The organism is Halomonas sp. KG2 (genome assembly GCA_030440445.1).
Taxonomy (GTDB): Bacteria; Pseudomonadota; Gammaproteobacteria; order Pseudomonadales; family Halomonadaceae; genus Vreelandella.
Window position 1 is genome coordinate 2,456,815 of the sequence record CP098528.1, and the last position, 13,372, is coordinate 2,470,186.

Here is a 13,372-nt window from a genome sequence, read left to right on the forward strand (position 1 = left end):
ATGACAGGCGGCGCTCCCGCAGCGGCAATTAGTTAGCGACTACGCGCCCAGGCTAGCAGCGGCTCAGTACGGGTATGCATATCGAGACGTGCCTTAAGACGTACTAAGTTCCAATAGTGCCCATTCAGCGCCCGGGAGAGCAGCAAAGTATCCGCAGGCGGTTGCAAGCGATCCATGGCAGCCCACACTTTTGGCGTTAGCTCGCGCAGGCGGCGGTGTACCCGCACATCGCTGAAGTCCTGCTCACCAGGGCAGAATAGTGGTGATACGCACTCAGCGGACTCTCGATAAAGCGCCAGCGGCGCGCCCTGCCCCTGGCGGCCGCCCATTTTCATTAACGCATCATCCATTGCCATCGGATCTTGCGCCAGGGTGGCATCTAATAGCTGCATCATGGCTTTTAGACGCGCTTCGGGCACAGGAATTACTGCACCAAAATCGTAGATGATCAGGCGACCTTCAGCATCCGCCGCGAAGTTACCGGCGTGTGGGTCGGCATGCAACTCACCGTAGGTAAACAGCTCCTCGGTAATCCAATCAGCCAACGCCACGGCCACTTTTTGACAAGTGCCATCATCGGTGCTTTCTAAATCCCGTAGCGGTGTACCGTCTACAAAGCGCATAGCCAGGACATGCTGGCCAGATAACTCAAACAGTGGCTCGGGGATGACCAACTGAGGGTTATCCTGATACCGCTCGCGATAGCGAGCCAGCGCCCGTGCTTCGGCGTGATAATCCAACTCTTCACGCAGCCCCGCCGCCAACTCTTCAAACAGCGCATCCAAACGCGCTTGAGGCACTTTAAACCAGCGACCCAAGCTCATGATCCGTTTGACCTGCTTAAGATCGCTTTCCAACACATCCGCAAGCCCTGGGTACTGCACTTTCAGCACCACGGTTTCACCTGCATGGGTGACCGCTTTATGCACCTGCCCCATGGAAGCGCTGGCAAACGGACGCTCTTCTATATCGCTAAAGTACTGGTCAATATCACCGTATTGCAGCACCAACGCTTCACGGATACGCGGCCAAGGCATTGGCTCTGCTTGACGCTGCAAGCGAGCAAGCTCATTAGCCAGGTCTGGGGGCAGCAGGTCATCCCACTGGGACATAATTTGCGCCAGCTTCATGGCCGGACCTTTCAGCTCCGAAAGCCCTTCAAACAGCGCTTCACCCAGCGCCCGCCAATCCGCTTGACCACCTAGACGAGTTTTCAGCAACGCCCCGCCCGTGCGGGCACCCAGCCCCAATAAACGTCGTGTTCTACCGCGCTCGCGCATGGAAACCGCCTCATTAATTGCTTTTTGACAGCTTACTCAATTCGTTAATTTTATACAAAAACTATACACAATAATAAATTCATCCATTTACAAAACAACTCACTAGTCACCTAACACACAAGCTAGACGCTAACCTGCTACGGGTTCTGCTAAGATGGCAGCTTGTTGTTATCAGACAGGGCAAGACACTGTATGCGCTTGATTATCGCCGAGAAACCCAGCCTTGCACGGGCCATAGCCGACGCGCTGCCCGGCAGCTCAAAACGCCAGGATGGCGCTATGGTCTGCGGCGATACCACCGTCACTTGGTGCCTAGGCCACTTGCTAGAACAAGCTCCGCCCGAAGCCTACGACCCTGCCGATAAACAGTGGCGACTAGACCGGCTACCCATTGTGCCGCAGCAGTGGAAACTGATGCCGCGCCCCAAGGCGCGAGGGCAACTGGCAGTGATTCGCAAGTTGATTAAGCAGGCCACTAGCGTTGTGCACGCCGGCGATCCAGACCGTGAAGGCCAGCTACTGGTGCAGGAAGTGATTGAGTACATGAAGTATCGCGGCCCCGTTCAGAGGCTGCTGATCAGTGACCTTAACAAACCCGCCGTGAGCCGTGCGCTTGCCAAGCTGCGCTCCAACGCCGAATACCAGCCGCTGTTTCAAGCGGCCCAGGCGCGCTCGCGTGCTGACTGGCTTTACGGCATTAACTTAACCCGTGCCTGGACACTCACCGGCCGCCAAGCGGGACATGACGGCGTGCTTTCCGTTGGCCGTGTGCAAACACCGGTACTCGGGTTGATCGTGCGCCGCGACAATGCTATTCGTGATTTCAAGCCTCACCCGTTTTACCCGCTATGGGTTGATTTGCAGGTGGCTCAAGGCCAGCTGCGCGCCTGGTGGGCACCCAAAGCGCACCAGCCTTTAGATGAACAAGGGCGGCTGATCGATCGCACCCCCGCAGATGCCTTAGCAGCACAACTTCCCAGCGCACGGGGCACCCTGACCACGCTCGATCAACAGGAAAAGCGCCAAGCGCCGCCGCTACCCTATTCGCTTTCCGCGTTACAAGTAGACGCCGCGCGTCGCCACGGGCTCTCCGCACAGATGGTGCTGGATATTTGCCAGCGGCTGTATGAACAGCACAAGTTAATTACCTACCCCCGCTCCGACTGCCGCTACCTGCCCGAAGAGCATCTAGCGCTGGCCCAGGGTAGCTTAAGCAGCGCCTGCCAGAACGATGATACGCTGCGTCAATGGCTGGGCGGTGCTGACTTTACCCTGCGCTCAAAAGCCTGGAACGACAAACAGGTAGGCGCACACCATGCCCTAGCGCCTACCGGCAAGCCTGCGGACTTTAGCCAACTTTCCGCCACTGAAGGCCATGTATTTCGGTTGATTGTGCGTAATGTGATGGCGCAGTTTTATCGGCTGCTGCGCACCTTTGAGGTGAAAGCAGAGTTCACCCTGCTTGATGAAGCGTTTCGTGCCCGTGGCCAGAGCATTCTTGATCATGGTTGGAAGCCACTCTTCACCACCCGCGACGAAACCCCGCCGCTACCGCCGCTTACCCAGGGGGAAGCCTGCCAAGCGCTTGGCGCAGGCGTTGAGGAGAAAGAAACCCGCCCGCCGGAACCGTTCACCGATGCCAGCTTGATTAAAGCGATGATGAACATTGGCCGCTACGTGGATGACCCCAACGTGCGCCGCACGCTGCGTGACACCGATGGCCTTGGCACCGAAGCAACCCGCGCAGGTATTATTGAAACGCTGGTGCAGCGTGGCTACTTGGTGCGCCAGCAAAAAGCCCTGCGTGCCACCAAGCTTGGCTGTGCGCTGATTGCCGCCTTGCCCAGCGCCGTAAGCACGCCAGAACGCACCGCCCTGTGGGAGCAGCGGCTTCGGGCGATCTCAGAACAGCAGGATGACCCCGGCGCGTTTCAGCAAGCACTCCTGGATGATCTACGTGGCCTGCTCACCCACAGCGATGCCGCCAAGCTGAGACACAGCCTACAGACCGCTCAAGGTGAAGCCGGAGGCCCGGCAAAACGCTCAGCCAAGCCAAGAAAAAGTTATTCGAAAAGGAAAAGTACCGGGGCCAGGAAGAAGATGAGCTGATGAGCATTTAATCAATGCGCAGCGCTTAACTTGTGTTGAACAGCGAGCAGGCAGCTTAGCGTTATTTGTAGTTATTACAGGCAAGATAACGGTATAAAAATTATTCCATTATCTCAGCGCGATAACGTACACAGCCCACCCGGCACTGCCAACACCCAATCGCGAATAGCCAGAACCGTCGGATCATGCCGTCGGCTTTCTGGGTAGACCAGAAAGAACGGCTTGCCTTCAAATTCCGGGCCGAAGGGTTGCACCAAGCGCCCCTCCTCCAACTCATCCTGAATCAACTGGCGGCTCATCAGCGCCACACCCTGCGCACCAACGGCGGCCGAAATAACGTGGGTTTCATCAGAAAATACCAACCCGGCACTCACATCCAGCCCAGGAACTTTTGCCAATTTCTGCCAAACGCTCCAATCCAGTGGCGAAGACACCGCCCCTGGGTTGCGGAAATGGATAAGCGAGTGCCCAGGTAGCTGCGCTATATCGTTCAAGCCTAGGTAGGGACTACACGCTGGGATAAAGGTGTTATCCAAGAGTTTCTCTGCTACCAACCCAGGCCAACGGCCATCGCCATAACGAACGGCAAGGTCCGCCGTCACCCCGTCCAGAGCAACCGGCTCATGTGTCGCGTGGATACGCAGATCAATATCGGGATGGGCGTCGCGCAGCATACATACCCAAGGTAGTAACCAGCGCACTGCAATAGCAGGCGTTGTAGACAGCGTAATGGTTTGGCGAACAGGTACCGCGCTTAATCGCTCGACAACACTGCTGATGCTATCAAATGCTGTTTCCAACACTTGCTGCAGCTCACGGCCCTGAGCGGTCAGCTCCAACTGACGCGGCTTACGCAGAAAGAGAGGGACACCCAGCGCCTCTTCAAGCCCCCGAACCTGATGACTAATGGCGGTAGCGGTGACCGACAGCTCTTGTGCGGCCTGTTTGGCGCTTTCATGGCGGGCAGCCGCTTCAAAAGCGCGAAGCGACGAAAGAGAGGGTAATCGGCGATGGCTCATGAATGAGTTTTCCTCATCTATAGCGGCAAGAAAAGATCGTTTGTTTAGGCTGACATGGCCAGACTAAGCTGAGCCCGTTGTTAATCATAGATGAGTTCATCTCAGATTAGGAGGCTATTACCATGGCACATATACTGCACATAGACGCTAGCGCCCGGCTCGGTATTGCTGGAAAAGATAATCACGGCTCTCATAGCCGCCATTTGACCTATCAGTTTGTCAGTCAGTGGCAATTTGGCCGACCGCAAGACACGCTCACCTATCGCGACATAGGCCAAAACCCGCCATCTATTATTAGCCATGATTGGATTGCGTCTGCCTTCACCCCCGCAGAGCGTCGAGAAAGCTGGATGGAGGAGACACTGACAGAGAGCGATCAACTGATTGATGAATTAATTGCCGCTGATATTGTGGTGATTGGAACGCCGCTCTACAACTTCGGTATGCCTGCTGCCCTGAAAGCGTGGATTGACCAAGTCGTGCGGCCCGGTCGAACCGTCGATATCGATGAAACTAACCGGATCGAACCCTACATCCCCAAGCTCGCAGACCGAAAAAGGCATGCTGTCGTTCTCACTGCCAGGGGTGGAATAGGCTTTGACCCAGGCGGTAAGATGGCTCATATGAATCATTTGGAACCAAATCTAGCCACAGCGCTTGGCTTTATTGGCATTACCCGTGTCCACTACATCGCTATCGAAGGCCAGGAGGTTGGTGGCGAACTGCTGGCAGACTCGGTGAATGAGGCGTTAGGCAAGGTCGAAGCTCTGGTTGAGGAATTGCAGGTGGCCTTCCGGGACGCTCCCATTCCCGAACCAGCCTAAGTAGAGGAGCTTAATCCCGCCCCCCTTAACATGTCGGTATTGTTTGGTGCGGAGATCGCTAACCCAAGATATCCGCACCTTTATGCCCTTCTGGTACGCCCTGAACTAAAAGCACATCACCTTCAGTATGATGGGTGCGCATGGGGCGAATCTCTTTATTAGCAGCCGAGTCATACCAACCTTGCGACCACATCGCCTACCCATGCTGGTTCGAAAGGTTAAGCTGCCAAGAAACACCATACTTATCGTTCAGCCAACCAAACTTCTCGCTAAAACCATAATTAGCCAACGGCATCAAATCAGTCCCGCCTTCTGCCAAGGTTCGAAATGCTTCTTCTATTTCACGTTCTGACTCGCACTCAACGTACAAGGAAATAGACGGGGTAAAACTAAACTGATGGTCAAAATGGCTATCCATTGCCATGAAGGTGGTTTCATTGATTGTGAACCACGCAACCTTAACCGTCCCGGCGGGTTCATGCTCTCTGGTTTCATGATGCTGGATATCAATAATCTTCGAGTTGGCAAACACAGATGTATACAGCTTAATGGCCTCTTCTGCTTTACCGGCTTGAGCACCCACAAACATCAGCGACGTTGTTATAGACTTCATATTGGCCTCCGTTTCGGTTTTAAGCACACACTCTGCTACTGAATTCAGGGTTTAATAACCCACGCTCTTAGTAATACCTGCACAACATTGCAATATCCTAGGCATACTCGGATATCCCACGGGGCTAACCATGTCTTATCTGATAGCAGTCTATGTCTCATTTGATAACAGTGGCGGCATCGGGCAGTCGAGAATATCTGCTATTACCCGAAACAACTCAGCTTCGGCTGGGCGAATATGCCCGCTATGCTCAATGCAGCGCGCCATGGCTTGCAGAAGAACGGGCTTTTGCAACGGCTTTAAGCGCCGTAAACGCTCCACAGCCAAGCTTAATGCCCGCATATCATTTACTTCGTCTGGGGCAGATAAGGCAAACGGCAGCTCGCTTTCCGCTGCGTTAAGCGCTGCGCTAATCTCTTCAGGGTTATCCTGACCAGCTGCTGCCAGCACACTGAGTAGGCGCTGGCACTCTCGCTGTAAATCACCAAGTTTCAGATGAGAGAGCCCGCTGTACTTTTCGCCCAGATTGTTCAACAGCAGCTGATACAGCGCCCATTCAAACAAGCTGACGTGGCCATCTACGTTGATCAACCGCTCCATACAGAGGCGAAAGTGCTGAGCCTGATCAACGGAAAGCAACTTTAAGGCTGGTAGTGCCAGCTCAATCAGCGGTAGACGTAACTCGATATCCAGCCTCAATACCTCAGGGCCAATATCCATCAGCGCTCGATAAACATCTGGCAAGGCAATTTGTTGTAATGCCTCTAACTGCTGCTCACGAACTGACGGTTCATCGCTTAGCAGTAGTGCATAAATTAACGCACGGGCGGTATAGGGTTCATGGGCTGCGGCTTTGATTCGTTCTGGCAGCGCATTTAGCGTTGCCCTGGCTTGCGCCAGGTGGTGTCGGCTGGGCTTACCGATGGCGTTAATGGCCGTTTGAGCAGAAGCTGCGGTTAATACAGCAGCCAACGTCCCTCTGCTTAGCGTCGCAGCAGAACGGTCTTCTCTGCCATCTTCACTATCATCTTCATTATCTACTGAACCAGGAGCGTCATGATCAATTTGCTGCGGGGGCCAGCGAACCTCGAAGCGGCCATCCCAGTCTGGCATTACCCGCTGAATACGCTCTTTTAGTGGCGGGTGGGTCGCCATCATACGAGTAAACCCCAGCTTGATGCCCTGGCCGAAAAACAGGTGGCTGAATTCGGCTGTCTGTGGCGCTTTCAGGTAAGAGCCTTGGCTATGCGCGCTAATTTTGACCAGCGCATTACCAATGCCATAGGGGTTACGAGTGAACTGTACGGCGGAAGCATCCGCCAGATATTCGCGCTGACGGCTAACCGCAGACTTAATCAGATTGCCAAAAAAGGTGCCGGCATAGCCGACCACCATTAGCGCCGCTCCCAACCCTAAAATTACCACCGCTGAGTTGTTACGTTTACTGTTCCCAGCACGCCGATAACGCATGCTACGTAGCAAAGTACCGCCCAATAGCCCTATCAGCAGAATACCGTGGAGGATACTAACCAAGCGTATGTTTAGTCGCATATCGCCGTACAAAATATGACTAAACTCATGCGCGATCACCCCCTGTAACTCTTCCCGTGTCAGGTTGCGGATGGTGCCACGGGTAATACCGATCACCGCATCGCTGGTTTGGTACCCTGCCGCGAAAGCATTGATGCCCTCTTCCTCTACGATATAAACGGAAGGCACCTGCGTGCCCGATGCAATGGCCATTTCTTCAACGACATTGAGAATGCGGCGTTCATCGGGGTCGCGGGTCGTTAGATTAATCTCACGCCCACCCAGCGCTTCGGCCACCGCCCTGCCACCACCGCTTAGTTGACGTTGTTTGAATAGACCACCCAGCACCACAACAGCCAGCACCCCGGCAGCCACACCAGCCACTAGCTGGAATGAAAACGCGGACCACACTCCCTGCGCCGAAAGGCTGGTTTGCTCTGCGCCGCGCATCAACTGCAAGGCAATGGCAACGACCAATGTCGTCACGGCAATCAGCGCCAGCACTGCTAGTGCCAGCAAGACAACCAGATGCCAGGTTTTGCGCCGAGCGTGTTCCTGAGCAGTGAAAAAATCCATCTAATCCTGGCTCCTGCGCAGTAGCTTAGAACGACACTTTGGGTGCCACCTGGATCTGGGCGCTATCTTCAAATTCTAGCAATGAGGCATCCTGGCCATGCCCAAACATGCCAGCCACTGCCACTGGGGGGAAGCTCTGCCGATAAGTGTTGTAGTGCATTACCGCATCGTTAAATGACTGACGCGCAAAAGCCACCTTGTTTTCCGTGCTGGTGAGCTCTTCTGACAACTGCATCATATTTTGCGACGCTTTTAGGTCTGGGTAAGCTTCCATGACGACATTGAGCCGTCCCATCGCTTGAGTTAGCGCACCTTCAGCACCACCAAGGTCAGCAATCGCCTTGGCGCTACCAGGGTTCGCCGCTGCTGCTTTAAGGCCGGCCACTGCCGTATTGCGAGCCTCAATGACCGACTGCAGCGTTTCCCGCTCATGACTCAGATAGCCTTTGGCGGTCTCTACCAAGTTGGGAATTAGATCATGCCGCCGCTTAAGCTGTACCTCAATCTGGGCAAAGGCGTTCTCAAAGCGATTTTTCAACGAAACAAGCCGGTTGTAGATTCCAATAACGTAAAACGCGATCACGGCGACGACTACCAAAACAATGATGAGTGTCAGCATCTGGGTCCATCCTTAGCGTTAGCTGTAGTTAGCGGAAAATATTTGCGGAAAGTGCTAGCGGAAAAATAATAGCAGTTGAGCGTCAGACGCGTATTAACGAAAGCGGACGTTTGGCCGCACTACAAACGTGCTGCCAGCCATTCGATCGACCTTGCAAACTCATCACCCCTTAAGCGCCGCCTCAATCTCAGCAATGTTGATTTTTCTCATTTGCATCATTGCATCAAAGGCACGCTTCGCGGTGGCAGGGTCGGGATTGGCAATCGCGTTCATTAGTACCGCCGGTGTTATCTGCCAAGATATGCCCCATTTGTCCTTACACCAGCCACAGGCACTTTCTTCACCACCGTTGCTAACAATGGCATGCCAATAGTAATCCGTTTCGGCTTGATCATTCGTTGAGACTTGAAAAGAGAACGACTCATTGTGTGTGATCGCAGGTCCACCGTTGAGCCCAAGGCACGGAATGCCCATCACAGAAAACTCGACGGTTAATACATCCCCTTGTTTACCCGACGGAAAGTCTCCCGGTGCATAATGAACAGCCTTGACGAACGAATCGGGAAAGGTGTCAGCGTAAAAGCGTGCAGCCTCTTCCGCGACCATCGTACCAAAGGCAAATAGTGTTCTTTGCGAAGCTTGTCATGAGATTTCTCCAAGATATGCGTACCTAATAGCACCTAGGTTTTCAGCTTAACGCACCTGACATGCTTCGCCAGAAGGGATTTGAGAGGATGAAATACGGTGGTGAATGGTGAACAGTTATTGGCTAATGGCTGTAGGGATGATTTCATCATCGCGAAGTGTTAACACTTCGAAACCGGATGAAGTGACCGCAATCGTGTGCTCCCACTGTGCAGACAACTTCTTGTCACTGGTAACCACTGTCCAACCATCTCTCTTGGTTTTTATCTTGGCTTTCCCCTGGTTAACCATCGGTTCTATGGTAAATACCATGCCCTCTTGTAAAACCAGCCCTTTGCCCTTCTTCCCATAGTGCAACACCTGGGGCTCTTCGTGCATTTCTCGGCCAATTCCATGCCCACAATACTCACGAACGATAGAGTAGCCCTGTTTTTCAGCATATTGCTGAATCGCGTAACCTACATCGCCTAACGTTGCGCCAGGCTTAACCGCTTGTATCCCTTGCCACATGGACTCGTAGGTTTTATCGACCAGTCGCTTGGCATAGGGCTTTACATCTCCAAGAAGGTACATCTTGCTTGAATCTGCGATAAATCCGCCCTTCTCTAAGGTAATATCGACATTAACGATATCGCCAGACTTAAGTTTTTGCGTTTCAGATGGAATGCCATGACAAACTACATGGTTGACTGACGCGTTCAACACATACTGATAGCCATACTGGCCCTTGCTGGCAGGGCGAGCCTGTAAATGGTCAACGATATAGCGCTCGGCCCAATGGTTAATATCCATCGTGGAGATACCGGGCACTATTTGTTTATCGAGATAACTGAAAACTGATGCGAGTAGCCGCCCAGCCTCGCGCATTACGCGCAGTTCCTCTGCACTTTTCAGCGTTACCTTAGCCACCAATCACCTTCCTTAAATCGACATCGGCTTGCTGCATTTGGTCACGCATAATTTCAGAGAAGGTCATACTCGGATTGGCCTCCGCGAGCATCCCTACTTTTATCCAATATTCAGCCTGGGCATTGATGGAACGCACCATCACCGAACTAGCCTTGCGCACGTCTTCGTGTAGCTGATCATTAATTTTCACGATCCCCATAGCGCCCTCTCAAAACATACAAAACGAATATGAAACATATACGAATCATATATTATCAAACATTGAGCGACAAGCTTCCCGGCCATTAGCGCAGCAGGCCACACCAATGCATAGCGCTTGGTTAGCCGAGTTCGAAGATATCAGGATCTGAAAAAACTAACGGAAGTGTGATTTGGCCGCACGACAAACCAGCTAGCCAGCACCAAGCAACCAAACAGGGTATAAACCAAGATAAATACCCATTCAGGCATAGTGAAATAGAGCAGGCTCTGCAACCAGTATTGAATAAAAGAGCCCGTATAAGTGCCCGCCCCAGCCTTGGCCCGTAGCGCCATTTCCCACGTGGTTAATGGGCAAACGATCCCAAACCACGCCTGCACGACCACATAACCAATGGCACATAAATGAATGACCCGGAATGTTCGATGCCGCACCCACTGCCATCGCAGAAAATACCCTGCGTAGATGGCTAGCAGGCCGACAACAACAAAGGCCACAAACAAAACGTGGAGAATTAAAATCAAATCTGCCAAGCGTAATAGTAGCGTTTGTTGAGACATAGTAATCTACGTGATCCTCACCTTACCCCAGGGCTTGAAGCGCACTGCGCAAATGCTGGGTTAGATGGTCGGGGTGGACATTAGTCAACGACACAGTATCACACTGCTGGAAATGACAAAACTGGGTGATGGCATCCACAAAATCCGTTACGACGAGCCCCTCATCAAACGTATGTGGTTCGAAATGTAAGAACCTGATCTCTAAATGACGGCTTTTTCGATGGGCTTTACAATCCATACGCCCAATAAAGGCGTCGCGATAAAGTAGCGGCAGGCAAAAATAGCCATACTGACGTTTGGCTTCAGGCACATAACATTCCAATTGATAATCATATTGAAAAAGCGCCTTAAGCCGTTCGCGCTGAATAACACTATTATCGAACGGGGAAAGAATCAGCAGCCGATTTTTCAATCTAGGCAACGGGCGTTCAAGCGCCCCTGCTTCCACTATAAAAACCTCACCACTGCTTACTTTTACGCTTTCTAACGTTCCCTGCGCCAACCGTTCGTTTACCAGATTTTTCACTGCATTGCGCAGCTCAGAGCTACGCCGTAGATAGGTAAAACCTTTGAGTGATGCAAACCCATGACAGCGTAATTGCTGGTCGACCATGTGCGTCGCAAACGCTGCCACGCTGGGCATTTGCGTATTGATATGAGATGGAAGTACCCGCTCGGTTAGATCGTAGGTTTTTTGAAAACCTTCGCGGTCGCTGACCATAAGGTCGCCCTGCATATACAGCTGTTCCAGCGCCTTTTTGGCAGGTTTCCAGTCCCACCAGCCTGAGCGTTTCGTCGTCGTGTTTTCCAGGTCTCGAGAGCGCAGCGGGCCATCTGATTCTATGCGAGCCAATAGCTCACTCATTAGCTTTTTGTCAGGGTTTCTGAACCAGTGCGTTTGGCCACTTTTGATGGTGTGTTTGTAGGGTAACGAAAAGCGAAAATCGTCGATGGGTAAAAAAGCAGCCGCATGGGCCCAATATTCAAAGATGTCTCTATTGATCAACAACTGATGAATCATATCTGGTTTGAACCCAGGCACTCGCGAGTGAACCACATGGTGATGGGCTCGCTCGACCACGGATATGGTGTCGATCTGAACATAACCCAGGTGATTAATTGCGGAACGGGTTCCAGCCAAACCGCGCCCGAACGGCTGAACTTGCAGCAATCCTTGCGCAGCCAGGGCAACGCGACGTAGGCGCGCCAGCGCTTGCGGACGTTCAATTTCAATCATCGTCGTACTTGCCTCAACGCTCGCCATAAACTGCGCGAAAGACAAGCGCCTGACGACCGTACTAAATGTATTTAATGCGTTCTACTCAACAGCTACACACCGAGAAGAGGCAAATGCTTAAGCCTGTGATACTTCAGTGCCAACTCGATGCAATGCCCTAATGGGGATTGCTCAATATTCATGCCCAAAGGGATCACAATAGCGCGCTTGCCTTCATACTCAAATTCACTGGGATATCTCTCTTTGAACGTTTCAATCAAACGCGTTTGGCAGTGAAAAAATACCTTAATCGCATCTGGGTCTTTCGCTTTCCAATCGATGCGAATGGTCGTGCCTCCTTTGACAAGGTAACTCGCCTCTCCCCATTTGAGCACTTCTTCAACTTCGCCCAACGCATCTTCAGCCGCTCTTGTCAGAATAAGTTGCCGCACACGCTCAAGCTGTCGCCGAGCGCTTATCGGATAGGTTTCAAACTTAGCCTGAACAGCTGGACTCATGATGATCTTTCCAAGAAATTAACGACATTTAGTATAAACGTTTATTTATTAACTCAATTGGCTATGCTCAATGGTTCAAATATCATGCGGCCCGCGTTGCCATAAATTGACCATTGCCGACTGGCACAGTGCACGTGGCGAAATCTGGGTCTGCCGACACCAGTTCTATAAAAGCCGCCATTTCATCAGCATGGGAAGTGGCATTATCCACCACCAGAAGCCCACCACCTCTCAAGACCCGCTTAATATGCGGCCACCACGGCACATACTCAGAACGATTAGAGTCAAGAAAGAGCAGATCGAACGAAGAATCCTCCACGCTTTCCAGCAACTTGCCAGCTTCACATTGCAGCGATGTAATGTAGTTAGAAAGACCCGAGCGCTCAAAATTCTTGGCTGCCAGATCGAACTTGTATTCGGCAAGTTCTACTGTCGTGACGTGCCCACCAATCTTTTGAGCTGCCTGGGCAAACCACAAGGTGGAATAGCCATTAGAGGTACCAATCTCCAGCACTCTTTTTGCGTCCGTGGCTTGGGTAAGTACTGAAAGAAACTCCCCCGTATCACGAGTGATATTCAACATACGACGCAGACGATCAGCAATGGCAGCATCGTTTTCCTGGCCAAATTGCTCTAACTCAGTTAGCAACTCGCGTAATGATTCGACCACACTTACCCCCTTAGCAATCTAAACAGCTTTAAAACGAGAGCCGACTGATCAGGCTCAGAAGGTGGTAAAACATCATGCCCACCTA

The 13,372-nt window shown here is 52.3% G+C and carries 14 protein-coding genes; 2 read left to right on the forward strand and 12 right to left on the reverse strand.

The annotated features are described in order from the left end of the window. Nucleotides 1-32: 32 nt before the first annotated feature. The gene (locus NDQ72_11520) at nt 33-1,280 is read right to left on the reverse strand and encodes an AarF/ABC1/UbiB kinase family protein (GenBank protein WKD26702.1); all 1,248 of its coding nucleotides are present in this window, start codon (nt 1,278-1,280) and stop codon (nt 33-35) included. Nucleotides 1,281-1,472: 192 nt separating this feature from the next. Between NDQ72_11520 and NDQ72_11525 the strand changes: the two genes are divergently transcribed. Beyond that, on the forward strand, nt 1,473-3,389 hold the full coding sequence (locus NDQ72_11525; protein WKD26703.1) for a DNA topoisomerase III: 1,917 nt from the start codon (nt 1,473-1,475) through the stop codon (nt 3,387-3,389). A gap of 113 nt (nt 3,390-3,502) precedes the next feature. On the opposite strand, the gene NDQ72_11530 is transcribed toward NDQ72_11525, so the two are convergent. Then, nucleotides 3,503-4,408 (reverse strand): LysR substrate-binding domain-containing protein, encoded by a 906-nt coding sequence (locus NDQ72_11530; protein ID WKD26704.1) that lies wholly within the window; start codon nt 4,406-4,408, stop codon nt 3,503-3,505. 122 nt (nt 4,409-4,530) lie between these two features. On the opposite strand from NDQ72_11530, the gene NDQ72_11535 reads away from it, so the two are divergent. Next, nucleotides 4,531-5,232, forward strand: a complete 702-nt coding sequence (locus NDQ72_11535; protein WKD26705.1) for an NAD(P)H-dependent oxidoreductase — start codon at nt 4,531-4,533, stop codon at nt 5,230-5,232. 196 nt (nt 5,233-5,428) lie between these two features. Here NDQ72_11535 and NDQ72_11540 read toward each other — a convergent pair whose 3' ends face one another. The 10 genes from NDQ72_11540 to NDQ72_11585 form a co-directional block, all read right to left on the reverse strand. Further along, nucleotides 5,429-5,845, reverse strand: a complete 417-nt coding sequence (locus NDQ72_11540; GenBank protein WKD26706.1) for a VOC family protein — start codon at nt 5,843-5,845, stop codon at nt 5,429-5,431. Between the two features lie 150 nt (nt 5,846-5,995). Further along, entirely contained in the window at nt 5,996-7,951 is a 1,956-nt protein-coding gene (locus NDQ72_11545) for a M48 family metallopeptidase (GenBank protein WKD26707.1), read from the reverse strand. 25 nt (nt 7,952-7,976) lie between these two features. Continuing rightward, complete coding sequence (locus NDQ72_11550) at nt 7,977-8,570, reverse strand: LemA family protein (protein ID WKD26708.1); 594 nt, start codon at nt 8,568-8,570, stop codon at nt 7,977-7,979. A 162-nt stretch (nt 8,571-8,732) separates the two neighbouring features. Then, nucleotides 8,733-9,176 carry a VOC family protein gene (locus NDQ72_11555; GenBank protein WKD26709.1) on the reverse strand — a complete coding sequence of 148 codons (444 nt, stop codon included), beginning with the start codon at nt 9,174-9,176 and terminating at the stop codon, nt 8,733-8,735. Between the two features lie 156 nt (nt 9,177-9,332). Then, nucleotides 9,333-10,124 carry a type I methionyl aminopeptidase gene (gene map, locus NDQ72_11560; GenBank protein ID WKD26710.1) on the reverse strand — a complete coding sequence of 264 codons (792 nt, stop codon included), beginning with the start codon at nt 10,122-10,124 and terminating at the stop codon, nt 9,333-9,335. Further along, complete coding sequence (locus tag NDQ72_11565) at nt 10,117-10,323, reverse strand: ParD-like family protein (GenBank protein WKD26711.1); 207 nt, start codon at nt 10,321-10,323, stop codon at nt 10,117-10,119. Before NDQ72_11565 ends, map begins: the two co-directional genes overlap by 8 nt. A 140-nt stretch (nt 10,324-10,463) precedes the next feature. Beyond that, the gene (locus NDQ72_11570; GenBank protein ID WKD26712.1) at nt 10,464-10,883 is read right to left on the reverse strand and encodes a DUF2784 domain-containing protein; all 420 of its coding nucleotides are present in this window, start codon (nt 10,881-10,883) and stop codon (nt 10,464-10,466) included. Between the two features lie 22 nt (nt 10,884-10,905). Then, a complete protein-coding gene (locus NDQ72_11575) occupies nt 10,906-12,120 on the reverse strand; it encodes a winged helix DNA-binding domain-containing protein (GenBank protein ID WKD26713.1) in 1,215 nt (404 codons plus the stop codon). Between the two features lie 92 nt (nt 12,121-12,212). After that, nucleotides 12,213-12,617, reverse strand: coding sequence for a DUF1801 domain-containing protein (locus NDQ72_11580; GenBank protein ID WKD26714.1), 405 nt, complete (start codon nt 12,615-12,617; stop codon nt 12,213-12,215). A gap of 82 nt (nt 12,618-12,699) precedes the next feature. After that, nucleotides 12,700-13,287 (reverse strand): O-methyltransferase, encoded by a 588-nt coding sequence (locus NDQ72_11585; protein ID WKD26715.1) that lies wholly within the window; start codon nt 13,285-13,287, stop codon nt 12,700-12,702. Between the last annotated feature and the right edge of the window lie 85 nt (nt 13,288-13,372).